Annotated in this window: 25 protein-coding genes, 1 pseudogene and 1 riboswitch; of the genes and pseudogenes, 11 read left to right on the forward strand and 15 right to left on the reverse strand. The window is 61.0% G+C overall.

What is annotated here, in order from left to right; all coding sequences use genetic code 11:
- Positions 1-29: 29 nt before the first annotated feature.
- From DWF74_RS10230 to DWF74_RS10240, 3 genes are all read right to left on the reverse strand, one after another.
- On the reverse strand, positions 30-1,922 hold the full coding sequence (locus tag DWF74_RS10230) for a DUF1302 domain-containing protein (protein ID WP_102860291.1): 1,893 nt from the start codon (positions 1,920-1,922) through the stop codon (positions 30-32).
- 337 nt (positions 1,923-2,259) lie between these two features.
- Positions 2,260-3,942 carry a fatty acid--CoA ligase gene (locus DWF74_RS10235; RefSeq protein ID WP_115580892.1) on the reverse strand — a complete coding sequence of 561 codons (1,683 nt, stop codon included), beginning with the start codon at positions 3,940-3,942 and terminating at the stop codon, positions 2,260-2,262.
- 171 nt (positions 3,943-4,113) lie between these two features.
- A complete protein-coding gene (locus tag DWF74_RS10240) occupies positions 4,114-4,743 on the reverse strand; it encodes a LysE family translocator (protein ID WP_102860289.1) in 630 nt (209 codons plus the stop codon).
- Between the two features lie 84 nt (positions 4,744-4,827).
- On the opposite strand from DWF74_RS10240, the gene DWF74_RS10245 reads away from it, so the two are divergent.
- The 3 genes from DWF74_RS10245 (at position 4,828) to DWF74_RS10255 (ending at position 7,673) form a co-directional block, all read left to right on the forward strand.
- A complete protein-coding gene (locus DWF74_RS10245) occupies positions 4,828-5,793 on the forward strand; it encodes a 2-hydroxyacid dehydrogenase (RefSeq protein ID WP_115580893.1) in 966 nt (321 codons plus the stop codon).
- Between the two features lie 31 nt (positions 5,794-5,824).
- The gene (locus DWF74_RS10250; protein WP_110652237.1) at positions 5,825-6,823 is read left to right on the forward strand and encodes a class I SAM-dependent methyltransferase; all 999 of its coding nucleotides are present in this window, start codon (positions 5,825-5,827) and stop codon (positions 6,821-6,823) included.
- Between the two features lie 50 nt (positions 6,824-6,873).
- Positions 6,874-6,997, forward strand: a riboswitch (yybP-ykoY riboswitch).
- Between the two features lie 91 nt (positions 6,998-7,088).
- Positions 7,089-7,673: a TMEM165/GDT1 family protein gene (locus tag DWF74_RS10255; protein WP_102860988.1), complete on the forward strand. Its 585-nt coding sequence runs from the start codon at positions 7,089-7,091 to the stop codon at positions 7,671-7,673.
- 84 nt (positions 7,674-7,757) lie between these two features.
- Here the strand turns inward: DWF74_RS10255 and DWF74_RS10260 are convergent, their stop codons facing one another.
- Positions 7,758-8,576 (reverse strand): M48 family metallopeptidase, encoded by an 819-nt coding sequence (locus DWF74_RS10260; protein WP_102860286.1) that lies wholly within the window; start codon positions 8,574-8,576, stop codon positions 7,758-7,760.
- A 1,453-nt stretch (positions 8,577-10,029) separates the two neighbouring features.
- Between DWF74_RS10260 and DWF74_RS30975 the strand changes: the two are divergent.
- Together DWF74_RS30975 and DWF74_RS30980 are read left to right on the forward strand one after the other, a co-directional pair.
- Positions 10,030-10,089: pseudogene (locus tag DWF74_RS30975) on the forward strand (hypothetical protein); the annotation flags it as partial.
- 198 nt (positions 10,090-10,287) lie between these two features.
- Positions 10,288-10,992 carry a methyl-accepting chemotaxis protein gene (locus DWF74_RS30980; protein WP_430757469.1) on the forward strand — a complete coding sequence of 235 codons (705 nt, stop codon included), beginning with the start codon at positions 10,288-10,290 and terminating at the stop codon, positions 10,990-10,992.
- Between the two features lie 101 nt (positions 10,993-11,093).
- Here the strand turns inward: DWF74_RS30980 and DWF74_RS10270 are convergent, their stop codons facing one another.
- From DWF74_RS10270 to DWF74_RS10280, 3 genes are read right to left on the reverse strand one after another with little or no spacing between them, the layout of a single operon-like run.
- Entirely contained in the window at positions 11,094-11,714 is a 621-nt protein-coding gene (locus DWF74_RS10270) for an SOS response-associated peptidase (protein ID WP_115580894.1), read from the reverse strand.
- A 35-nt stretch (positions 11,715-11,749) separates the two neighbouring features.
- Complete coding sequence (locus DWF74_RS10275; protein WP_102860283.1) at positions 11,750-12,010, reverse strand: putative signal transducing protein; 261 nt, start codon at positions 12,008-12,010, stop codon at positions 11,750-11,752.
- Between the two features lie 16 nt (positions 12,011-12,026).
- A complete protein-coding gene (locus DWF74_RS10280) occupies positions 12,027-12,209 on the reverse strand; it encodes a CPXCG motif-containing cysteine-rich protein (RefSeq protein WP_016967048.1) in 183 nt (60 codons plus the stop codon).
- A gap of 139 nt (positions 12,210-12,348) precedes the next feature.
- Between DWF74_RS10280 and DWF74_RS10285 the strand changes: the two genes are divergently transcribed.
- The gene (locus DWF74_RS10285) at positions 12,349-13,515 is read left to right on the forward strand and encodes a 1-acyl-sn-glycerol-3-phosphate acyltransferase (RefSeq protein ID WP_102860282.1); all 1,167 of its coding nucleotides are present in this window, start codon (positions 12,349-12,351) and stop codon (positions 13,513-13,515) included.
- A 66-nt stretch (positions 13,516-13,581) separates the two neighbouring features.
- Here the strand turns inward: DWF74_RS10285 and DWF74_RS10290 are convergent, their stop codons facing one another.
- Positions 13,582-13,863 carry a hypothetical protein gene (locus DWF74_RS10290; RefSeq protein ID WP_162884090.1) on the reverse strand — a complete coding sequence of 94 codons (282 nt, stop codon included), beginning with the start codon at positions 13,861-13,863 and terminating at the stop codon, positions 13,582-13,584.
- Between the two features lie 189 nt (positions 13,864-14,052).
- Here DWF74_RS10290 and DWF74_RS10295 point away from each other — a divergent pair, with 189 nt between their 5' ends.
- The gene (locus DWF74_RS10295; protein WP_011063378.1) at positions 14,053-14,259 is read left to right on the forward strand and encodes a hypothetical protein; all 207 of its coding nucleotides are present in this window, start codon (positions 14,053-14,055) and stop codon (positions 14,257-14,259) included.
- A gap of 90 nt (positions 14,260-14,349) precedes the next feature.
- Here the strand turns inward: DWF74_RS10295 and DWF74_RS10300 are convergent, their stop codons facing one another.
- Complete coding sequence (locus DWF74_RS10300) at positions 14,350-14,934, reverse strand: YajG family lipoprotein (RefSeq protein ID WP_102860280.1); 585 nt, start codon at positions 14,932-14,934, stop codon at positions 14,350-14,352.
- Positions 14,935-15,142: 208 nt separating this feature from the next.
- Here DWF74_RS10300 and DWF74_RS10305 point away from each other — a divergent pair, with 208 nt between their 5' ends.
- Both DWF74_RS10305 and mqo read left to right on the forward strand, forming a co-directional pair.
- Positions 15,143-15,376, forward strand: coding sequence for a hypothetical protein (locus tag DWF74_RS10305; RefSeq protein ID WP_102860279.1), 234 nt, complete (start codon positions 15,143-15,145; stop codon positions 15,374-15,376).
- Between the two features lie 736 nt (positions 15,377-16,112).
- Positions 16,113-17,624 carry a malate dehydrogenase (quinone) gene (mqo, locus tag DWF74_RS10310; protein ID WP_115580895.1) on the forward strand — a complete coding sequence of 504 codons (1,512 nt, stop codon included), beginning with the start codon at positions 16,113-16,115 and terminating at the stop codon, positions 17,622-17,624.
- A gap of 67 nt (positions 17,625-17,691) precedes the next feature.
- On the opposite strand, the gene DWF74_RS10315 is transcribed toward mqo, so the two are convergent.
- The 4 genes from DWF74_RS10315 to DWF74_RS10330 form a co-directional block, all read right to left on the reverse strand.
- A complete protein-coding gene (locus tag DWF74_RS10315) occupies positions 17,692-17,979 on the reverse strand; it encodes a PA4642 family protein (RefSeq protein ID WP_102860277.1) in 288 nt (95 codons plus the stop codon).
- 63 nt (positions 17,980-18,042) lie between these two features.
- The gene (locus DWF74_RS10320) at positions 18,043-18,528 is read right to left on the reverse strand and encodes a hypothetical protein (RefSeq protein WP_102860276.1); all 486 of its coding nucleotides are present in this window, start codon (positions 18,526-18,528) and stop codon (positions 18,043-18,045) included.
- A gap of 94 nt (positions 18,529-18,622) precedes the next feature.
- Positions 18,623-19,096 carry a WbuC family cupin fold metalloprotein gene (locus DWF74_RS10325; RefSeq protein WP_115580896.1) on the reverse strand — a complete coding sequence of 158 codons (474 nt, stop codon included), beginning with the start codon at positions 19,094-19,096 and terminating at the stop codon, positions 18,623-18,625.
- A 3-nt stretch (positions 19,097-19,099) separates the two neighbouring features.
- Entirely contained in the window at positions 19,100-19,657 is a 558-nt protein-coding gene (locus tag DWF74_RS10330) for a hypoxanthine-guanine phosphoribosyltransferase (protein WP_042941423.1), read from the reverse strand.
- Between the two features lie 165 nt (positions 19,658-19,822).
- Here DWF74_RS10330 and upp point away from each other — a divergent pair, with 165 nt between their 5' ends.
- The gene (upp, locus tag DWF74_RS10335; protein ID WP_011063386.1) at positions 19,823-20,461 is read left to right on the forward strand and encodes a uracil phosphoribosyltransferase; all 639 of its coding nucleotides are present in this window, start codon (positions 19,823-19,825) and stop codon (positions 20,459-20,461) included.
- 2 nt (positions 20,462-20,463) lie between these two features.
- Positions 20,464-21,738: a uracil-xanthine permease family protein gene (locus DWF74_RS10340; RefSeq protein WP_016965962.1), complete on the forward strand. Its 1,275-nt coding sequence runs from the start codon at positions 20,464-20,466 to the stop codon at positions 21,736-21,738.
- 55 nt (positions 21,739-21,793) lie between these two features.
- Here the strand turns inward: DWF74_RS10340 and hemH are convergent, their stop codons facing one another.
- Positions 21,794-22,819, reverse strand: coding sequence for a ferrochelatase (gene hemH / locus DWF74_RS10345; protein ID WP_102860273.1), 1,026 nt, complete (start codon positions 22,817-22,819; stop codon positions 21,794-21,796).
- Positions 22,820-22,832: 13 nt separating this feature from the next.
- On the reverse strand, positions 22,833-23,735 hold the full coding sequence (locus DWF74_RS10350) for a TIGR01777 family oxidoreductase (protein WP_115580897.1): 903 nt from the start codon (positions 23,733-23,735) through the stop codon (positions 22,833-22,835).
- Positions 23,736-23,810 lie beyond the last annotated feature (75 nt).

The following is a 23,810-nucleotide window of genomic DNA, read 5'->3' on the forward strand; positions in this document are numbered from 1 at the left end:
TTGTTGTTCTTCCTGAAAATGCAGTGTGCTTAGAAGTTCACGCCAACGCTCAAGGCGAGGAAGTCCCGGTCATCCACGGTGCTGTAGTCGCCACCAAAGAAGTTGGTGTAGGCCAGGCTCGCGGTGTAGGTGTTCTGGTACTCGGCATCCAGCCCCAGGCTGATGGCCTTGCGGCCTTCCTCGAAGTTGGCGCCAGGACCTGGCGAGTAGCCCTTGACGTCATGGGACCAGGCCACGTTCGGCTTGAGGTTCACACCGGCGAATACATCCGGGTATTCCCAGATCGCCCGGCCGCGGTAACCCCAGGAGGTGGCGGTGGTGAAGCCGTCGTTGTTGCAGTTGGAAGTGAGGTTACTGGCATCGGCTCCTGGGCCTGCGCCGGCAATGGTGGCGGCATTGAGCACCCGGCAACTGTTCTGTCCACCGGGAGTGGCAGGCAGGGCACCAGGACCGAACACGGGATCACGGCCATAACGCACATCCGATTTGCTCTCCAGGCCACCCACACGAGTGATCCCGAGTTCGCCTACCAGGGTCAGGCGGCTGGCACCCATGACCTGGTCGAAGAAGTGCGTGAAGGTGGTCTGGAACTGGGTAATCTCTTTACGGCGATAGCCATGAAGGTCTTGTCCAGGAATCCCATCGAGCAAGGAAGCATTGGTGAAGTTGCCTCCCAGAGGCCGGACAGCGGAGTAGAGGATATCGGTGCTGTTCAACTGAACCGGCGCATTCGGCCGATAACTCAGTTCGCCGCTCCAGGCGGTCCCTGTAGGCAAGGTGGTGGAGAAGCTCAGCCCGTACAGGCGGATGTCTTCCGGATACTCGACAAAGTACTTCGAGTTACCGGCAATCCACACCGGCGCCAACGTGCCAAAGCCCGGGGCGATGGTATAGGCCGACTGAGGTGCACCGGTGGCGCTGAAGATCGGCGCACGGCTGTGATAGTTCATGAAGTAGGCGCCGAATTCGGTGTCCAGCGGCTCGAAGTTGTAACGGAAAGCCACACCGAACTGGCCGCTGTCACGGGCATCGCGGTCGCCACTGCGACGCACCAGCGCACCCTCTTCATTGACATCGACGCCACGCGCCTGCATCGCCGCCAGGGCCGCCCGGCCCGGGGCCGTGGCGGTGATGGTCGAACGCTTGGCGAGCAGACGCAGATTGTCGTCACAGCCATCGGAAATGTTGTCCGGCTGCGAGAAGAAGGTCCCGCAGTTGTCGGTAACGGTCTGGTCCCATTCCAATTGATAGAAAGCTTCGGCCGACAGGTTCTCGGTCAGGTTCTGGGAAATGTAGAACATGTTGACCGGGATCAGACCTTCCTTGACCTCGGCACCGGGACGGCGGAACGCCGACACGTCGATCGGGTTGATCGAGTTGATACCGCCGCCAATGAAGGTACTTTCACCCCAACTCACTACCTGCTTGCCCAAACGCACCGAGCCCGGTTCATCGGCGATGGAGTAGTTGTGATAGACAAAGGCATCGAGGATCTGACCGCCGGAGGACTTGGCGCCTTCCTTGCGGTTGTTGTCACTGATGTTCTTGAAGTCCATGTCTTCGTCTTTGAGCTTGAAGTCATACCAGTACTTGCCCCGCACAAACACACCGGTATCGCCGTACTTCAATTCCAGGTCATGAATGCCCTTGAAGATCTTCGAGAAGGTCTGCCCCTTGTTGAAGTTCAAGTGGCCGTCATCGGTGGTCTGGGACAGACCCTTGCCGCCATTGTTGACCCCGATCAGGTCCTTGTTGCGTCCGGCGGTCGACCAACTGGCCCCCACCGACAGGGACGAATCGAAGCTGCCTTCGATTTCACCGATATTGAAGCTGACGCCGAATGCAGGCCCGGCGAGCGTGGAGGCGAGACCGACGGCCAGGGGCAGTTTCGCCCGGCGCCAGAACTGGTTTGCTGATGTCATCGACGCTACTCCATGTGCATTATTTTTATGGCAGTACGCTCTTCTGAAAACGCTTCGAATACCGGTTGGATGAACACTTGCCCGGTTCCGAAGTTGCATGGCGCGAGCACCCCACAGTGCTCCGTTGTTCAGAAAAATCCGTAGGCGGACTATATCCAGCAGGGATTACTGCTTGATCCCTCTAAAGTGTGATTTGCAGCCGACCACCGCATTGGAACAGTCCTTTGCCACAACCGTTGAAAGACGGCGCGGTAAGGATGGCTGAAAATCTCGTGAGCACAAGGCAAAGGCTTGTCGGATGGGCATGCCGTGCCCGGACGGGCACGGCAGAGGACGCTCAAAGCGTGGAGAGGAAGGTGCTGTTACTGGCTTGCCATTCGCTGATGTCGACGCGGATGCGCTTCTTGTCGAGCTTGCCAACGCTGGTCTTGGGAATTTCAGTAACAAGGGCGATCTGGCTGGGAATCGCCCACTTGCTCAGGTGCCCCAGTTCCACGAACGGCTTGAGGTGTTCCTTGAGCTCACGGGCACCAATCTCATGGCCTTCGCGGATCACCAGCAAGGCAAACGGGCGCTCGCCCCACTGTGGATCGGCGATGCCCACCACTGCTACTTCACGTACCGCCGCATGGCGACTGATGAGGTCTTCCAGGTCCAGGGAGGAGATCCACTCGCCACCGGTCTTGATCACGTCCTTGATCCGGTCACGGATGTCGATCACCCCCATGCTGTCCAGGGTCGCCACGTCGCCGGTGTGCAACCAGCCGCCGTCCCAGAGCTCGGCGCCCTTCTGCGGCTCGTTGAAATAGCCTTCAGTCAGCCAGGGCGCACGCAGCACCAGCTCGCCCTGGCACTCACCGTCCGCCGGCAGGAAGTTGCCCTCGGCATCGATGATCGCTGCCTCCACCAAGGGCCCTGGCACCCCGGCCTTGATCCGGTAAGTGGTGCGCTCGTCTTCGCTGCCCGCCATCAGTTCATCGTTGAGGTGAGCACAAGACACCAGCGGACCAGTCTCCGACATGCCATAGGCGGCCGTCAGTTGAATCCCCTTGGCCTTGGCCGCCTCGTACAGCGCACGGTTCAGCGCACTGCCGCCGATGACGATCTTCCAGCCACCGAAATCGGTGTTCTGGGCCGCCTTGGCATTGAGCACCATCTGCAGGATGGTAGGCACACAGTGGGAGAAGGTGACCTTCTCCCGGCGCCACAGCTCCACCAGGTACTCCGGGTCGTAACGCCCGGGATAGACCTGCTTGAGCCCAAGCATGGTGGCCACATAAGGCAGCCCCCAGGCATGCACATGGAACATCGGCGTAATGGGCATGTACACATCGTTGGTGCCTAGCAGGCGCACACTGTCGATGGAGCCCATGATGGTGGAGACGCCCATGGTGTGCAGCACCAGTTGCCGATGGGTGAAATACACCCCCTTGGGATTGCCGGTGGTGCCGGTGGTGTAGAAGGTGGTGGCCACCGAATTCTCGTCAAAGTCCTCGAACTGATACTGGGGGCTGGCGGCGGCCAGCAAGGTCTCATACTCGCCCACCAGATTCGGCAGTTCGGCAGTCTTCTGCGGTGCGTCGGTGAGCAGCAGGGTTTTCTCCACCGTGGTCAAGTGCCCGGCGATGGCCTGGTACAGACCGACGAACTCGCTGTTGACCAGCACGAAGCGGTCCTCGGCGTGGTTCATGGTGTAGAGGATCTGCTCCGGTGACAGGCGCACGTTGATGGTGTGGATCACCGCACCGATCATCGGGATAGCGAACATGCACTCCAGGTAGCGATGGCTGTCCCAGTCCATCACCGCCACGGTATCTCCGGCCTTGACCCCGGCCGCAGTCAACACATTGGCCAGACGCGCCACCCGCTCGATCAGGGTCGGATAGGTGTAGCGCAACTGGTCGCGATAGATGATTTCGCGGGTTTTCTCGTAGCGCGCGCCGGACATCAGCAACCGCTTGATCAGAAGCGGGTATTGATAAGCGCCTTCGGCGGGGGGAATAACACGAGTCTGCAACATAAGAATCCCTTTTCTGACGGCTCGGTCGTGACTGGAGGATGACCACTCTAAAGTTCCCGTGCGCCGGCTAAATCAGCCAAAGGGATGATTTGCAGGGCCGCACCAATACTAGCTCCAGGCCAGTATTCGCGCGGTTCAGGAGATCCTGCGTGCCCTGTCCGGGGAGAGCGTTCAATGCATCTCGGTGAAGGCCAGTTTCACGCCGATGGCGATCAGCACCGCGCCCATGGTGCGGTCGAACCAGTGGCCCATGCGGGCGAAGCCGGCACGCACCCGTTGCTGGCTGAAGAGCATGGCTACCAGGCAGAACCAGACTGCTGTGGCCGCCGCCAGATACACGCCATAACCGGCCTGGATCGCCAGGGGCGTGTGCGGGTTGATCACCACGGTGAACAGCGAGAGGAAGAACAGGGTCGCCTTGGGGTTCAAGCCATTGGTGACAAAACCGGAAGTAAAGGCACCGCGCGCGGTACGCTCTCCGGCTTCCTTGTGCAGGTCGTCCGCCGCCGGCTTGGCCGGCTGAGCACGCAGGGCCTTGTAGCCGATGTACAGCAGATACGCCGCCGCCAACCACTTCAGGGCGTTGAACAGCACGATGGACTGGGAAACGATCAGGCCGATCCCCAGCAGCGAGTAACCCACGTGCAGGAAGATCGCACAGCCCACTCCCAGGGCAGTCCAGGTACCGGCGCGACGGCCGTGGGTGACGCTTTCGCGCACCACCACGGCAAAGTCCGGGCCGGGGCTGGCCACCGCCAGCAAGTGGATCAGGGCAACGGTCAAGAACTCGGTGAGGTACATGCAGGCTCCTGTGTATGTCTAATTATTTCATCTGTTAGGCTCGGCAGATTACGCCTTAGATCCCTCGTGCAAAAGGTACAGTTCATGATCAACAATCGCCGCGCCGTCTTCCTCGATCACAGCTCACTGGACCTGGGCGACCTGGATCTGAGTGCGCTGCATGAGTGCTTCAGCCCCCTGCAAGTGCATGCCAACACCCCCGCGGAGCAAGTGACCGAGCGCTTGCAGGGTGCCCAGGTCGCCATCAGCAACAAGGTGGCCCTGAGCGCCGAGACCCTGGCGGCCTGCCCTGATCTGCAACTGATCCTGGTGGCCGCCACCGGCACCAACAATGTCGATCTGGCCGCTGCCCGCCAACAAGGCATCAGCGTCAGCAACTGCCAGGGTTATGGCACTCCGTCGGTGGCCCAGCACACCCTGATGCTGCTGCTCAATCTCGCCACTCGGGTTGCCGACTACCAACAAGCCGTGGCCGCCGGCCGCTGGCAACAGGCCAAGCAGTTCTGCCTGCTGGACTTCCCCATCATCGAACTGGCGGGCAAGACCCTGGGTCTGCTGGGCAATGGCGAGCTAGGCAGCGCCGTGGCACGCCTGGCCGAAGCCTTTGGCATGCGCGTGGTATTGGGGCAGATCCCCGGACGCCCGGCTCGAGCGGATCGCCTGCCGCTGGAGGAACTGCTGCCACAAGTGGATGCCCTGACCCTGCACTGCCCACTCAACGAACACACCCGAAACTTCATCGGTGCCCGGGAACTGGCCCTGCTCAAGCCCGGCGCCCTGGTGGTCAACACCGCCCGCGGCGGCCTGATTGATGAACAGGCCCTGGCCGATGCGCTGCGCAGTGGTCATCTGGGTGGGGCGGCCACCGACGTCCTGAGCGTCGAGCCGCCGGTGAACGGCAATCCACTGCTGGCCGGTGATATCCCACGCCTGATCGTCACGCCGCACAATGCCTGGGGCAGCCGCGAAGCTCGCCAGCGAATCGTCGGGCAACTGACGGAAAATGCCCAAGCCTTCTTCAGTGGCGCCCCACTGCGTGTCGTGAGTTGATAAACTTCGCCACTTTTTTCGGGTGCGGATCATGGACACACGCAGTGAAGTACTGTTACGCCAGGCTCAATTGTTTCAAGGCTCACTGCTGCTGGCCGGCCTGACCGCGGATGACCTGCTCGGGCGCCTGCCCAATGCCCGTGGCTGGAGCTGGCACGCCGGTGACCACGCGGCCCTGGAGGCACGCTTTCCAGGCCGCAGCCACTTTGGCGTAGAAGCACCGGCAGAATCCTTCGACAGCGCCGTGCTGTTCCTGCCCAAGTCCAAGGACCTCACTGACTACCTGCTCAACGCCCTGGCCTCACGCCTGGCCGGACGCGAGCTGTATCTGGTGGGCGAGAAGCGCAGCGGCGTGGAGAGCGCCGCCAAGCAACTCAACCCTTTCGGCAAACCGCGCAAGCTCGACAGCGCGCGCCACTGCCAGCTGTGGCAGGTCACGGTCGCCAACGCTCCCGAACCGGTGGCGCTGGAGAGTCTGGCCCAGGAATACGAACTGCCCCTGGCCGAAGGTCCATTGACGGTCGTCAGCCTGCCGGGCGTGTTCAGCCACGGGCGCCTGGACCGCGGCACCGCGCTGTTGCTGGAGCATCTGGATCACTTGCCCGCCGGCCACCTGCTGGACTTCGGCTGTGGCGCCGGGGTGCTGGGGGCCACAGTGAAGCGCCGCTACCCGGACAACAGCGTGACCTTGCTGGATGTGGACGCCTTTGCCGCCGCCAGCAGTCGCCTGACCCTGGCCGCCAACGGTCTTGAAGCCGAGGTGCTGACCGGCGACGGAATTGATGCCGCGCCCATGGAATTGAACTGCATTCTGACCAATCCCCCCTTCCATACCGGGGTCCACACCGATTACCAAGCCACAGAAAACCTGCTGCGAAAAGCGGCCAAACATCTGCAAAAAGGCGGCGAACTACGGGTAGTGGCCAACAGCTTCCTGCGCTACCAACCCCTGATCGAAGAGCACCTCGGACCCTGCGCAATCAAGGCCGAAGGCCAGGGATTTCGGATTTATCGGGCCAAACGCGGCTGACCTTCTTTTCGCAAACAAGGCTTGCCGAATGGAGTTTGCCTAGGCAGAATCCGCTCCGTCCTAGGGGAGTAGTCTCCCACGAGCGCCACGCTCGTCCGGCATGCGTCAACATACTTGGTCCTCAGACCATGGCGCATGCGACCCAAGAGTCCGCACAGACGGACCGCAGGGTTTGACAAGACCTATGACACGCACACCTTACCCGGGGCGGGAAGGCTGTACGTGTCATAGCCGTGTCGACCCGCCCCTTAGGAAAACCCTGATGATGCTGGATTCTCTCCTCGTTCCCACCGCAATCGTTGCCTTGGCCGAAATCGGCGACAAGACGCAACTGCTCGCCCTGATTCTTGCCGCGCGCTTTCGCAAACCCTGGCCCATCATCGCCGGCATCGTCGCCGCGACCCTGGCCAACCATGCGGCCGCCGGCGCGGTAGGTGCCTGGTTCGGCAGCTTCTTCTCGGACGCGACCCTGCACTGGATTCTCGCCGCCAGCTTCACCGCCACCGCCCTGTGGACCCTGGTTCCAGACAAGATGGATGACGATGAAGCCACTACCGCACGCAAGTTCGGGCCTTTCCTCACGACCCTGATCGCGTTCTTCCTGGCTGAAATCGGCGACAAGACCCAAGTCGCTACCGTCATGCTGGCGGCGCAATATCCGGATCTGTGGCTGGTGATCATCGGCACCACCCTGGGCATGCTGATTGCCAACGTGCCGGTGGTTCTGGCGGGTAACTTCGCCGCGGACAAGCTGCCCCTGACCCTGATTCGTCGCCTGGCGGCGACGGCCTTCTTCATCCTCGCCGTAGTGGCGGTGTACAAGGCCATGCAGATCAGTGGCTGGCTGTAAATGAAATCGCCGGCAAGTCGACTCCTACATAACCTGCAGGAGCCGGCTTGCCGGCGAAAGCCTCAGCGCAAATGAAGCAATGGATCAGGACTTCTTGGCCTGCTCATACAACGGCATCACCTTTGGAATCGCCGCCTGCAAGGAGGCGATACGGCTGGTGGAAGCCGGGTGAGTACTCATGAACTCGGGCGGCGCAGAACCACCGGCAGCCTGGCCCATCTTGTTCCACAAGCTGATGGCCGCGTTCGGGTTGTAACCGGCGCGGGCAGCCAGCTCCAGACCAATCAGGTCCGCTTCGTTTTCATTCTCGCGGCTGTTGGGCAGAGTCATCAGCAGGCTCACCCCGTTGTCGCCCAGGGCTACGGTTTCCTGCGAGACACCGAACAGGGTAGCGATCTGCTTGCCTGCACCGACCGCGTACTGCTTGGACATCGCTTCACGACCATGCTCGCGCAGGGCGTGGGCAATTTCATGACCCATGACCGCAGCGATTTCATCGTCAGTCAGTTTCAGCTTTTCGATCAGCCCGGAGTAGAAAATGATCTTGCCGCCAGGACCGCAGTTGGCGTTGAGCTCGTCGCTCTTGATCAGGTTGACTTCCCATTTCCACTGCGCGCAGTCGGGACGGAAGGTCGGTGCCTGGGCAATCAGGCGATTGGCAATGACCTGCAGGCGCTTGGCATTGGCACTGGTCTTGTCCAGCACGCCTTGGCTGCTGGCCTCACCCAGAGTCTGTTGATAAGACTGGGCGTAGGACTGGTTGACTTCAGCACTGGATAGCATGCTGAACATCGACTGCTTGCGATCCACACCCACCACGCCACCGCTGGTGGTATTGACCGTTTCACAGCCGGTCAGCAGCACAGCAGCGCTCAATGCACATACGAGTAACGACTTCTTCATCATGAAACCTCCCTGAAAACATGGCGCGTATCCTAAGGGCGGAACTGTGTCCGCGCCAGATGCAAAACACGCATTCAGTCGCAATTCAGATACATCCAGATCCAGACGAAAAAACTTCACATTTCGCCCGAGGCCGCCAACGGCCTGCAACACGCCCCCGCCAATAACGACCTTTAACCATCTGAAACAGTCATTTCTCCTCTCCAGGCTAATGACCGGCGAGGCTGCGGCCGATACAGCACGGCAGACCTAAATTCCTGCGCCCGGAGCCTCTATGAAGTTCAAGTCGATCCAGTTTTCCGTCGCCGCCCTGGCCGGTGCCATTGTCCTCAGCGTGGTTGTAGCCCTGGTGCTGTACGCCCTGTTCTCCGGGGCCAAGACCCAGCAAATGGTGCAAGAGCGGACCCAGGCCCAATTCGAGCAAGTCATCGAACAGCGCCTGAGCGGCCTGGCGCAGACTCAGGTCAGCCAGATCCAACGGGAACTGGAAGCGCCACTGCTGATTGCCGGCGGCCTGGTGCGGGTCAATGCCCTGATGGGCACCCAGGACTCCCAAGGCCATGCCGGACTCAGCCTGAACCGTGAACAGCTGATCGCCCTGATCAAGGAGAACGTCACCCAGAATCCGAAGATCCTCGGCGCCTACATCGCCTGGGAGCCGGGTGCCATCGACCACAACGACGCGGCTTACATCGGCACCTCGGTGGTAGGCATGGATGCCGCCAACGGGCGCTTCCTGCCCTGGTGGTTCCGCAACGAAGACGGCAGCCTGGGCCTGGACAAGCTGGCCGACGTCAACGACCGGACCCTGCTCTCCACTGGCGTGCGTACCAGCGAGTACTACCTGTGCTCCCAGGACAGCCTCAAGTCCTGCGTCATCGACCCCGCTCCGTACAAGGTCGGCGACAAGGTAGTGATGCTCGCCTCCTTTATTCAGCCCATCCTGCTCAACGGCAAATTCCAGGGCATCGTCGGCGCTGACCTGTCGGTGAACTTCATTCAGGACATGCTGGTCGCTGCCAATCAGAAGCTCTACAACGGTGCCGGGGAAATGGCCCTGATCGGCGGCAACGGCCGTCTGGTGGCCTACACCAAGGATTCGAGCAAGTTCGGCGAGAAAGTCAGCGACGTGCTGCGCCAAGACACCGTGGCCAGACTGTCCAACCTCAAACGCGGCGAAGTGACCTACAACGTCGACCAGGCCAACGGCCAGATTGCCCTGTACCTGCCGTTCGGTATCGGTCAGACCGATGCCAACTGGACGCTGATGCTGCAACTGCCCCTGGGGGCGGTGATGGCCGATCTGGACAAGCTGCAAGGCGACCTGGCCGAACAGCGCAAGGCCGACACCTTCGGCATGGCCATGGTCGGCTTGGTGATTGCTGGCCTCGGCCTGCTGGTGATCTGGTTGGTGGGGCACGGCATCGCACGTCCACTGCGGCAGATGGTGGCCATGCTCGATGATATCGCCCAGGGCGAAGGCGACCTGACTCGGCGCCTGACCAGCGACCGGGCCGACGAGCTAGGCTCCATCGCCAAAGGGTTCAACACCTTCCTGGCCAAGCTGCAGGCAATGATCAGCCAAGTGGTGACCTCGGTACAGAGCGTCAGCGATTCCTCGGAACATACCGCCGATATCGCCATTCGCACCAACCAGGGCGTACATAAACAGATGGTGGAAATCGACCAAGTGGCCACGGCAGTGCATGAAATGACCGCCACCGCCCAGGACGTGGCCCGCAATGCGACCCAGGCCGCGCAAGCGGCCAGTCATGCCGATCAGGCCGCCAGCCAGGGCATGCAGATCGTGCGCGACACCTCCAGCTCGATTGGCGCCCTGGCCGAGGAAATCGGCCGCGCAGTGGGCGTGGTGCAGACCCTGGCCAAGGACAGCGAGAACATCAACGCGATTCTTATTGCCATCCGTGGGATTGCCGAGCAGACCAATCTTCTGGCCCTTAACGCAGCGATCGAGGCAGCACGAGCAGGCGAACAGGGCCGCGGCTTTGCCGTGGTCGCCGACGAAGTGCGCAATCTGGCCCAGAAGACCCAGCAGGCCACGGAAGAAATCCAGTCGATGATCCAGCAGCTGCAGCAGGGCACCCGGGAAGTGGTGCGGGTCATGGAAGACAGCCAGCACAAGACCGACCAAAGCGTGGAGCATGCGGCCAAGGCAGCCCAGGCTCTGGAAACCATCACTCAGGCGGTATCGGTGATCAACGACATGAACACCCAGATCGCCAGCGCCGCCGAGGAGCAGAGCGCAGTGGCCGAGGACATCAACCGCAACGTGATCAACATCGGCCAGGTGGCCAACGAGGTAGCAGGCGGTGCCGATGAGTCCAGCGCCGCCAGCGCCGGGCTGACCAAGCTCGCCGAACAGCAACGGCGCCTGATCAATCAGTTCAAGGTTTAATCCGGCAGCACGCCGCCGCTCCATCCCTCTTGGAAGCCGGCTTTTCGGTGAAGGTGGCTCAAGGCCCTTGCGCCGGCAAGCCAGCTTCTATTGCCAGCCAATCAGGCGGGGGTCAGGCACTCGGGGCCGTTGAGCTTGGGGTCGTTGACCAGGCTGGCCAGGACCCGCTCGCGCAACACGGCGGGCGGTTGAGCGAGCAAAGCTTGCAAGGCAGGTAGCGGCGTCTCGGGATCGAGCCAGACTTCCTGGGCAGCGGCATCCAGGATCAACGGACGACGCAGATTGGCAGCCGCCTGAGTCACCACCGCAGTACTCAACCAGACCTGTTCCTGTACCGGATAGGCTTCCCAGATCGCGGCAAAGAATATCGACGAACCCTCACCCGGCGTCAGCCAATAAGGCCGTTTACGACTTCCGCCGCGCCATTCATAGAAGCCGTTGGCCGGTAACAGACAGCGGCGTTCACGGAACGCCTGACGAAACATCGGCTGCTCCGCCAGGGTTTCCGCCCGGGCATGAGCCGGGGTACGCGACAGGTCCGTCAGCCAGGGCGGGGTCAGCCCCCAACGGGCCCGGGCCAGCATGCGCTGGCCGTTTTCGACCCGCTGGATCAGCACCGAATCATTGGGCGATATATTCCACTGCGCGCGCTGATCCTCGGGAAATCCCGGCAAGGCGGCAAAAGCGGGGTTCCAACGAAACAGGGCATAACGTCCACACATGGGGCAATACAACTCTCGGCAAATCGGCGCTCAGCCTAACAGACCAGCACCCCGGTAAAACTATCCGGTTCTTCAAAGGGCAATGGCTGGGCCGCATTGTACGCAGCGATCAGTTCCAGCGCCTGCTGCGCCTGATCATTCTCCACCGTCAGCCCCAGCAGTCCGAACAGCGGTAACTCCCCCGCCCCGCCCAACAAATCGCGCCCTTGCAGGTGTGCCTCGATACCCTCGCTCGCCAGCATGCACTGGAGTAACTCGCCTTCCATCAGATTTTCCGGCTCATAGATGCGCTGCATAAGAACCACGCCCCACTCAGTCATTTTCACTGTGGACATCGAGCATCCACTCCCGACCATCGGTTTGCAGCGTGAAGACAATGGGCCGGCAGCACACCGGGCAGTCTTCGATATAGGTCTGGTCGCCGGCGGACAGGTCCAATACAGCTTCTGCCTGTTCGCCACAGTAAGGGCATTGATAATGGTCGGTTTCCAGCATCGCCGTCTCCAGAGTGACTTATGCGTATAATCGCCGGTCTATTTGCAGGGCTTTTTTTGTTTGAGCTGAACTTTCAGACCATGCCCGGCTTTTTTCGATACAGACCTTTTCTTACCCTAGCCGTTTCTAACAAGAGAGCATGATGGGCGAATTCGATGCCATCCGACCTTACCACGACAGCGAAGTACCAGCGGTGCTGGCCCGGCTGCTCAGCGACAAGGCGTTTCTAGATATCCTCACCCACTTCCGCTTCCCGCGTTTTGCCAATACGTTCGGCTGGCTGCTCAAACCCCTGATTGCCCATCGCCTGCGCCGCGAATTCGCCGGGGTCACTTCGGTGGCGACCCTGCAGGACAAGGTCGAGTTCTACGTCGACCACACCATTGAACGTGCCACCGACGGCGTGACCTATACCGGCGTCGAGCAGTTCAAATCCGGCACCGCCTATGTCTTCCTGGCCAACCATCGCGACATCGTCATGGACCCGGCCTTCGTCAATTACGCGGTGTATCACGCCGGACTGCCGACACCGCGCATCGCCATTGGCGACAACCTGCTGCAGAAGCCGTTCGTCAGCGACCTGATGCGCCTGAACAAGAGTTTCATCGTCCATCGCTCCATCAGCGGGCGCCGGGAAAAACTCGCGGCCTATCAACTGCTCTCGGCCTATATCAACCATTCGATCCGCAACGACGTCCAGTCGATCTGGATCGCCCAGGCCGAAGGCCGGGCCAAGGATGGCGACGACCGCACCGAGTCGGCGATCCTCAAGATGTTCCACATGAGCCGCAAGGACGAGCCGTTTGGCGAGGTCATCCAATCGCTGAACCTGACCCCGGTGTCCATCAGCTACGAATATGACCCCTGCGACCAGGCCAAGGCCCGGGAGCTGTACATCCGCGCCACCACCGGCAGCTACACCAAAGCGCCAGGGGAGGATGACGTGAGCATCGCCAAAGGCATCACTGGCTATAAGGGCCGGGTCCACGTGAACTTCGCCGCCCCCATCAGCGAACTGTTCGAAGACACCAAGCAATTGGCCATGGAAATGGACCGGCAGATTCTCGGCGGCTACCGCCTGTTCCCGGTGCATTACCTGGCGTATGCCCAGTGGAGCGATGCCGACCCGCAACTGCAGGTACCGAGCGCCGCCGAGGTCTTCGCGCCACAGGAACTGGCCAAGGCCGAGGAAGAATGGCAGCGCCGGCTGGACGCCTGCCCACCGGAGCACCGCCCTTACCTGGTGCTGCAATATGCCAATCCGGTGCGCAATCAGTACCGGGTCAAGGCAGGACTGGCGCTGTAATCGCGGCACTGCAACGCACAACGGCGCCCGCGGGCGCCGTTGTCATGTCTGCGGTTCAAGGATCGGTCAGAAACGCGTACTGATCCAGGACACCAGCAATGCCAGCCCCAGGCAAGCGAAACCGAAGCGGTAGAAGAATCGGTTCATTCGTAAAGTAGCGGGGTCCAGCATGGGTTGACCCAGCCCCCGGTCTTCACTCTGGACGGCCAGGTTGGCCAGGGCCCGCCGTTCACGGCAACGAGTGGCGTGCAGCAGCCAACTGCCCGGGCAAGCAAACAGCAGGGCCAGCAGGTTGATCAATTTGGCAGGGTGGGCGTTGAACATCGACCAGATCAGTTGCAGCGACATCATGAACCTCGAATGAAACCTGTATTCGGGTCGTCGAGTGCACCCGCGGCGCGGATTCTACTCAATCCCCGGATAAACGCGGGGGCTTTCCGACCAGTAACGAGGTGTCGACCCATTAATTTGAAACGTCATCTTTTCGTCATCTAAACAAGCCAGTCTGTTGCCCCTCGATGCCCCACGGAGCTTGTCATGCTGCACGCAGAAAACCAGGATCGCCTTTACCTGATAGCCCCCAGTGAAGAACAGCAAGCGCTAGTGGGCGCCCTGGCCTTCAACGTTCAGGACCGGCATTGGCTGGTGTATTGCGCCCTGGGCGGACATCAGCATGCGGACTTGCCGGAAACCGATCTGCTGACCGGCGTCAGCATGCTGGACTTCTACGTCGAGGCGGCCTGACACGCGAACAGCAAAAAGCCCGGCTGCCTGATGGGCAGCCGGGCTTTTTAGTGACGGAGCCAGTAGCGGGCATGAAGCCGCAGCGGCGCCTTACTCGCCGAGGATCTGGCCGACGGTCGGGTCCTTGAACAGACGGGTCAGCGCATCGCTCAGTACGTCGCTCACCAGTTTGGTATTGGTGTCCTGGTTCGGCGCCATGCCGAAACGCTGGTCAAGGGAGGCGCCATAGCGACCGCTGTAGCGACGGTTGGCGTTCTGCACATCGGAACGGAAAGTGGCGCCAATGGTGGCCTCGGTCACGTACAGGCCCTCTTTGGGCGACTGGTACTTGAGCTCGGCCAGGGTAACGGTCAACTGCGGAGCATTGCTGCCGCCAGCGGTCGGGGTGAAGCCCAACAGACGTACCGCGGCTTCGGCCTGGGCCTGCAGTTTCGGCAGGATCTGCGCGCTCTGCACAGTAATGGCGCTGGTTTCCGGGTACAGACCGCCACGGGTACCCAGGGTCGGCGATGGACGTCCATCAACCACTTTCACCACCACCGGCTGGCCATGGCCGACGGGGGCCAACTGGGTCGTGAGCTTCGGCTCCGGGCTCAGTTGTTGCGGGCTGTGGGCGCAACCCACCAGCGACAGGCTGGTCACAGTGATCAAACCGAACAACAGGCGTTGCAACATGCTCATCTCTCCAGGAATCAGGCACAAACAGGGCCGCAGTATAGCGGTGCATAACCGCGACGAACCAGCGTCAGGCAAGAGTTAGTCAAGTCTCAGACAGGTGCCGTACAACCAGGTTCCTGTAACCTGCCGTTCACTCGCAATACATCATGATGTAACGGCTCAAGGGCACTCTTATCGTCAATGACCCACTCACAGGTGTTCGGTTATGAACTTCCTTCGCTCCCTGTTCGCCCCGCGTCAGCAGTTCCGCAGCTTTGCCCTGCTCGATGGCCAAGGCCGTTGCCGCGCCTTCAAACACTGCCCGGCGGCTCCCGTGGGTGACGGTTGGGTGGAAATCCAGGAGATTCGCCTGAACTGGTTGCACCAGGTATTACCCGCCAGCGCCCGGATCAGCCCACGCTGCGCCAGCTCCTTGGTGCGACCGATACTGGCCACCTGACCAACAGCCTAATAAAAGTCACGAAACAGGATCATTTCTGCGCATTTCTTCGTTACAATCTCCCCCCGATTATAAGGACGTCTCCTGATCGGGCCTCGCAGTACCGCCAACGCCACTGCATTGGCACCCCGCACCGCCCACAGAGAGCCGCCCACACAGATCGAGTGAAGCTGGCGTGCTTGCTGTACCACCTTGCAAACCTCCACTTTTCGCGAATCTGCAGAGCTGCCATTGCTCGGCCACTGAATTTTGCCCGTTGTGCCCGCGTGCCTTGCATGCCGGCAACACCGCTCGGGCCAGGTGCCAGGCCGAGGCAGCCCTTTTTTGAGGTTCACGTCTTCAAAAGAGCGTGAAAAAACGGGTTTTCACAACTTCACAAGAGTGTGGCGAGCAAATGAATAGTTTTGCGTCTGAACTGGCACCATTGGCCTCTACAACAGCCCGATTACACAGGACCGAGCACTCCTCAAGAACTGGTGCTTGAAGCCTGTCCGCTGACGGATTTGGTTGCACGAGCGGATGTATCGACCATAAGTCGAATTGCCTGAGGCGCCCCGAGATGCGTTCATATGCACCTTGAGGCCCGGTTGGCAGCGTCCGCAGTAGTTGCAAAGAATTGCGAAGATTCGGACATGGCGATCCTGGCCATGGGTAACCTGGGGCATTACGTGAACCGCCCCGTCACTCCTGGCAGCCATGCCGTCAATTTGGTGCTGCAGATTTTGGAGACGCGTTAATGGCGCATAACGAAGCAGTAGACGTCGTATTGGTTGGGGCCGGCATCATGAGTGCCACCCTCGCTGTACTGCTCAAGGAGCTCGACCCCGCAATCAAGCTGGAAGTCGTCGAGCTGATGGATTCGGGTGCCGCGGAGAGTTCCAACCCGTGGAACAACGCCGGTACCGGCCACGCTGGCCTCTGTGAGCTGAACTACACGCCACAGGCCGCCGATGGCAGCATCGACATCAAGAAAGCCGTACACATCAATACCCAGTTCGAAGTGTCGAAACAGTTCTGGTCCTACCTGACCAAGAAAGGCACGTTCGGCTCGTCCAAGTCCTTCATCAGCCCAGTGCCGCACCTGAGCTTCGTGCAGGGCGACAAGGGTGTGTCCTTCCTCAAGAAGCGTTTTGAAGTGCTGAGCCAGCACCATGCCTTCGCGGACATGGAATACACCGAAGACAAGGCCAAGATGGCCGAGTGGATGCCGCTGATGATGCCGGGCCGTCCGGCAGATGAAACCATCGCCGCGACCCGGGTGATCAACGGCACCGACGTCAACTTCGGCGCCCTGACCAACCAGTTGCTCAAGCACCTGACCAGCGCACCCGATGCCCAGGTCAAGTACTGCAAGCGCGTGACCGGTCTCAAGCGCAACAAGGACAACGGCTGGACCGTGAGCATCAAGGACATCAACAGCGGCAACAGCCGCGAAGTCGACGCCAAGTTCGTGTTCCTCGGCGCCGGTGGCGCGGCCCTGCCGCTGCTGCAGGCTTCCGGCATTGAAGAAAGCAAGGGCTTCGGCGGCTTCCCGGTGAGCGGCCAATGGCTGCGTTGCGACAACCCGGAAGTGGTCAAGCAGCACCAGGCCAAAGTCTACAGCCAGGCCGCCGTGGGTTCGCCACCGATGTCGGTGCCGCACCTGGACACCCGCGTGGTCGACGGCAAGAAATCCCTGCTGTTCGGACCTTATGCCGGCTTCACCACCAAGTTCCTCAAGCACGGCTCGTTCCTCGACCTGCCAATGTCGGTTCGCGCCGGCAACATCGGTCCAATGCTGGCCGTAGCCCGGGACAACATGGACCTGACCAAATACCTGGTCAGCGAAGTCATGCAGTCCATGGAGCAGCGCCTGGAGTCCCTGCGCCGCTTCTATCCACAAGCCAAGGCGGAAGACTGGCGCCTGGAAGTGGCTGGGCAACGGGTGCAGATCATCAAGAAAGACCCGAAGAAAGGCGGCATCCTGCAGTTCGGTACCGAGCTGGTGGCGGCCAAGGACGGTTCTCTGGCCGCCCTGCTCGGCGCTTCGCCAGGTGCATCGGTGACCGTGTCGATCATGCTGGAACTGATCGAACGCTGCTTCCCGGCCAAGGCCAGCGGCGAATGGGCTACCAAGCTCAAGGAAATTTTCCCGGCGCGGGAGAAGGCCCTGGAAACCGACGCAGCGCTGTATCACAAGATCAACAGCGAAAATAACCTGAGCCTGGAACTGGTCGAGCCCAGCAAGGAAACCGAAAGCTGCGCCTGATCTGACGCCCATAAAAAACGCCCCGGCCTGCAAAGGACGGGGCGTTTTTTTATGCCTTCCGAACGGGTCAGCCGCGGGCGTTGTCCATCAGCTCGATATAGTCGGCGGCGTTGCGCTGATCCTTGATCAGATCAACAAAGGTCTGGCCGTGCTCATCCTTGCCATCCAGATCCAGACCGGCTGCTACGAAGAAGGTCAGGAAGCGCTCGAAATCGTCGATGCGCAGGCCACGGTAGGCCTTGATCAGTTTGTGCAGGGACGGCGAAGTGGCGTCGACCGGCTCGAAATCGAGGAACAACTTGATCTGCTCGTCGCTGATCTCGTCACCAATCACTTGTTTCTTATCTTTACGCATCGCCGACTCCAGCTCGCAGACATTTCACGGGGCGGGCAGTTTACCCTCAGCCCGCCTCGGGCCTCAACGCGGACGCACGCTGCCGGTGTGCAAGTCAGCCCAGATATGACCATTGGCATAACTGAGAAACTGGCAATACACCGTGTCGTTACGCAGCAGGTCCATCACTGCCCGGTACTGGGCCAGGGGGTAATACAGGGTCAAGGTCCTGGACTTGGCGTCGTACTGGGGCTTTTTCAGGCTTTTGCTTTCACCGTCGAAATTCACCAGTACCTGACTGATGGTGGCCCCCTTGTTCAGCGGCTTGCCCTTGAGGCGCACCCAAACCGGCGATGTCACCGGAATCGGCTGCTGATTGGATTGGCGCTGGCTGCCGATCACCACGGAATACTCGGTCACCTGCAACAGCTGCTGCTGTTCAGGGACCGAGTCGCGCAGGGTCAGGTCGTCAGGCGGCAAGAATTGCCCGTGCAGAGGCGCCGGAGCGGCTGCCAGGGGCAGGCTCAAGCTCAGAAGAAGGGCCGCGCTAGTGCGAATCAACAGGCTCATGACAGGCTCCAATCAAGGGCTGAGCACTCTAGCATGGGTTTTTGCCGCAGATCTTCACCACCTGCAATCGCAACCACAGGCTGCGCACAGGCCCTCAGTCGAACTGAGCACGCATCCAGGCCTGGTATTCGGCGACCCCGGGCTCACCTTCCCGGGGCGCCCAAGCGGCCAGCTCGCCGTCACTCACCGGACGATAAGGACCGGCCTTGCATTCGAACATCAGGCTGTCGGCTTCAAGCACCACCAAGCCATGGAACACCCCGGCCGGCAGATCGACACCGATGCAGTCACCACCGGCCTGCAAGACGCGCTTGCCCTGGACCTGGCCCGCCTCATCGAAGATCAGCACGCCCAACCGCCCCTTGAGCACCAACAGGGTCTCGGCCTTGTCGGCGCTCAGGTGCCGGTGCGGGGGAACATAGGTCGAGGGTTGCAGCGCCACCGCCATGCGATGGCAAGGCTCTTCCATGGCGTGGAAGTTGTGGTGCTGACGACCACGGGGATTGGCCGCCGCCTTCTCAGCCAGGTCGCTGAACAAGGCTTGATCGAGAAAGCTCGGCACGCTCATGTCTTACATCCCCTTCACGGCATAGATGCCGGCGGCGTTACGCCAGTAGCCCTTGTAGTCCATGCCGTAGCCGAAAACGTAACGGTCGACGCAAGGCAGGCCCATGTAGTCAGCCTTGAGGTCCGGACGGGCCTTGCGATCGTGCTCCTTGTCGATCAGCACCGCGGTGTGCACCGCACGGGCACCGGCATGTTTGCAGAAGTCGATGATGGCGCCCAGGGTGTGCCCCTCATCGAGAATGTCGTCGATGATCAGCACGTCACGGTCGATAAAGGAGACTTCCGGCTTGGACTTCCAGAACAGCTCACCGCCGCTGGTTTCGTTGCGATAGCGCGTGGCGTGCAGGTAGGAGGCTTCCAGGGGGAACTGCAGGTGGGTCAGCAGCTTGCCAGCGAAGATCAGGCCGCCGTTCATGACGCAGAACACCACCGGATTGCGCTCAGCCAGTTCTTCAGTGATTTGTGCACCGACCCGGGCGATGGCCGCCTCGACTTCAGCTTCGGTGTACAGGCAGTCAGCCTCGCGCATGATTTGACGGATATGCTCGAGATCAGCGGACATGGCGCTCTCCAAGGGGGTGGCAGTTTCGGAAAAGCGGGCAAAGGTACGCATCCGGCCCGATCAGATCAAGCGTTTCTGGACTAACGTACTTTATGTCTATAGGACAACAACCCCGGATAGATTAATCTAGGCCGTTTTTTTTGCCCGCCGCCGGAGCCTTTCCCTATGCCCATCCGTGAGATCCGCCATCCGCTGATCCGACACAAACTTGGCCTTATGCGCCGCGCAGACATTAGCACGAAGAACTTTCGCGAGCTCGCTCAGGAAGTCGGTGCCCTGCTGACGTACGAAGCCACCAAAGACCTGCCCCTGGAAAGCTATGAAATTCCAGGCTGGTGCGGCCCTGTCCAGGTCGAGAAAATCGCCGGCAAGAAGATTACCGTGGTGCCGATCTTGCGCGCCGGTATCGGCATGCTCGAAGGCGTGCTGAGCCTGATTCCGGGCGCCAAGGTCAGCGCCGTGGGCGTGGCCCGCAACGAAGAAACCCTGCAGGCCCACACCTACCTGGAAAAACTGGTTCCGGAAATCGACGAACGTCTGGCGATGATCATTGACCCGATGCTGGCCACCGGCAGTTCCATGGTTGCCACCATCGACCTGCTGAAAAAAGCCGGCTGCCGTGACATCCGAGCCATGGTCCTGGTGGCCGCCCCCGAAGGCATCGCCGCCGTCGAGCAGGCGCACCCGGATGTGACCATCTACACCGCTTCCATCGATCAGAAGCTCAACGAACATGGCTACATCATTCCAGGCCTGGGTGATGCCGGTGACAAGATCTTCGGCACCAAGCAGAAGGACTCCTGATCATGCAGGATGAGTTCAACGATCCGCTCTGGCGCCAGGTACTGTCTGGCGCGCAGATGCTCTTCGTGGCCTTTGGCGCCCTGGTGTTGATGCCGCTGATTACCGGTCTTGACCCGAACGTGGCGCTGTTCACGGCGGGTCTCGGGACTCTGTTGTTCCAGGTAGTGACCGGCCGCCAGGTGCCGGTCTTCCTGGCGTCAAGCTTTGCCTTCATCACTCCGATCATTCTCGCCAAGGGCCAGTTCGGCCTTGCGGCGACCATGGGCGGGGTGATGGCGGCGGGCTTCGTCTACACCTTTCTGGGCCTGGCGGTGAAGATCAAGGGCACCGGTTTCATCGACCGCCTGCTGCCACCCGTGGTCATCGGCCCGGTGATCATCTCCATCGGCCTGGCCATGGCTCCGATCGCCGCCAACATGGCCATGGGCAAGGCTGGCGACGGCAGCGAGCTGATTCATTACCAGACGGCGATGATGATCTCGATGCCGGCGCTGCTCACCACGCTGATTGTCGCGGTGTTCGGCAAAGGCATCTTCCGCCTGGTGCCGATTATTTCCGGGGTGCTGGTGGGCTTTGCCCTGTCCTTCTACTTCGGCGTGGTGGACACCGCGAAGATCGCCGCCGCGCCCTGGCTGGCACTGCCGCACTTCACCGCCCCGGAGTTCAACTGGCAAGCGATCCTGTTCATTGTCCCGGTGGCCCTGGCGCCGGCCATTGAACACATCGGCGGGGTGATTGCCGTCGGCAGCGTGACCGGTCGCGACTACCTGAAGAAGCCCGGCCTGCATCGCACCCTGTTCGGTGACGGCATCGCCACCACTGCTGCCGGCCTGTTCGGCGGTCCGCCCAACACCACCTATGCCGAAGTGACTGGCGCGGTGATGCTGACCAAGAACTACAACCCGAAAATCATGACCTGGGCGGCGGTCTTCGCCATCACCCTGGCCTTTATCGGCAAGTTCGGTGCGCTGCTGCAAAGCATCCCGGTGCCAGTCATGGGCGGGATTCTCTGCCTGCTGTTCGGTTCGATTGCAGCGGTGGGTATGAACACCCTGATCCGTCACAAGATCGATCTGGGTGAAGCCCGCAACCTGGTGATCGTTTCGGTGACCCTGGTGTTCGGCATCGGCGGCGTACTGGTAGGAACCGGTACCGGTCCGGACGACTTCGGCCTCAAGGGCATCGCCCTGTGCGCCATCGTCGCCATCGTGCTGAATCTGGTGCTGCCGGGTAATGACGGCTGGAAGAACAAGAAGGCCGACGAGCCTCTGATCTGAAGACGCGTTCGCCGGCAAGTCCGCTCCGCAGGAGCTGGCTTGCCGGCGAAGCTGCTTACAACGCCAACGGCGCTCTGGCGCACAAGGTGTTCAAGGCCTGCGCCCATTGCGGGTCGTCATTCAGGCACGGGATCAACACCAGATCCTCACCTCCGGCTTCGCGGAACTGCTCACGACCGCGATCACCAATTTCCTCCAGGGTCTCGATGCAATCGGCAACAAAAGCCGGGCACATCACCATGACCTTCTTCACCCCCTGCTTGGCCAACTCATCAAGCCGTGCCTCGGTGTAGGGCTCGATCCATTTGGCCCGCCCCAGACGCGACTGGAACGACACCGACCAGGAGCCTTGCGCCAACCCCAGATGCTCGGCCAGGGCCGAGGCTGTCCGCATGCACTGAGCGCGGTAACAGGTGGCCAGCACCTGCGCAGAGGCGTTGCGGCAACAGTCGGCATCCTTGAAGCAATGCTGGCCGGTCGGGTCCAGTTTGGTCAGGTGCCGCTCCGGCAGACCGTGAAAGCTCAGCAGCAGATGATCATGCTCCTGGGCCAGGTAGGGTCTGGCGCTGGCCGCCAGGGCCTCGATGTACTCCGGCTGATCGTAGAAGGGTTGCAGCACGCTGAACTGCACATCCAGCTTGTGCTCGCGCACCACACGCTTGGCCTCTTCGATCACCGTGGTCACGGTACTGTCGGCGAACTGTGGATAGAGCGGTGCCAGGGTGATTTTCTTCTGCCCCTGGGCCACCAACTTGAGCAGCGCCGACTCGATCGAAGGCTGGCCATAACGCATTGCCAGCTCCACCGGCCCCTGTTTCCACTGCTCGCTCATCACCTGTTGCAAGCGACGGCTGAGCACCACCAACGGCGAACCGTCCTCCCACCAGATCGATGCATAGGCGTGGGCGGACTGCTCCGGGCGCTTGATCAGGATCAGCGACACCAGCAAGCGCCGCACCGGCCAAGGCAGGTCGATGACATAAGGGTCCATGAGAAATTGGTTGAGGTAGCTGCGCACATCCGCCACCGAAGTGGAGGCCGGCGAACCGAGATTGACCAGGAGCAACGCGTGATCGGTCATGCAACGTCCTATTTCAAAGGCGGCTGGACACATCGTCCAGGGCCGCGGACAAATCAGTGAACTGGAAAGTGAATCCCGCCTCCAGCAAACGCGCGGGAACGGCACGCTGGCCGCCCAGTAACAGCAACGACAGCTCACCCAGCGCCAGGCGCAAGACAAAGGCCGGCAGCGGTATCAGCGCCGGCCGGCGCAGTACCCGCCCCAGGCTCTTGGCGAACTCGCGGTTGCGCACCGGCTTCGGCGCGCAGGCATTATAAGGACCCCGTGCCTCATCCTGATGCACAAGAAAATCAATCAGGGCGATTTGGTCATCGATATGAATCCACGGCATCCATTGCCGACCGTTACCGATCGGCCCGCCCAGCCCCAGCTTGAACGGCAGCAGCAGGCGCGACAAAAAGCCGCCCTCGGACGACAGCACCAAACCGGTGCGCACCAGCACGACGCGCACGCCCAAGGCCTCGGCCCGCTGAGCGGTTTCTTCCCAGGCAATGCACAACTGGCTGGCAAAATCCTCGCTGACCGGAGGTGAATCCTCGCTCAGCTCCCGCTCGCCACCGTCGCCATACCAACCTACTGCCGAGCCAGAAACCAGCACCCGCGGTTTATGCTCGCGAGTTTCGAGCCAGGCCAACAGGGTTTCGGTGAGGGCAATACGGCTGCTCCACAGCAGCGCCTTGCGCTTGTGGGTCCAGGGCCGATCGGCAATCGGGGCTCCGGCCAGATTGATCACCGCATCCAGCGGCGCCTGGTCCAGCTCTTGCAAAGTTCTGATGGCCCGCACTTGGGGACCGCACAGAGCGGCCACTTTTTCGGGATGGCGCGTCCATACACTCAATTGGTGACCCTGGGCCTGCCAGTAACGACACAGCGCACGCCCGATCAAACCAGTACCGCCGGTCAGCAATATATGCATGACATCTTCCTCGCGTGGCGTTTTACCCGAATCACTAGTCTATTTTTATAGGCAGGGATCTTTTCAATCGGACAG

The sequence above is a fragment of the Pseudomonas protegens genome (assembly GCF_003363755.1).
In the GTDB taxonomy this organism is placed as follows: domain Bacteria; phylum Pseudomonadota; class Gammaproteobacteria; order Pseudomonadales; family Pseudomonadaceae; genus Aquipseudomonas; species Aquipseudomonas danubii.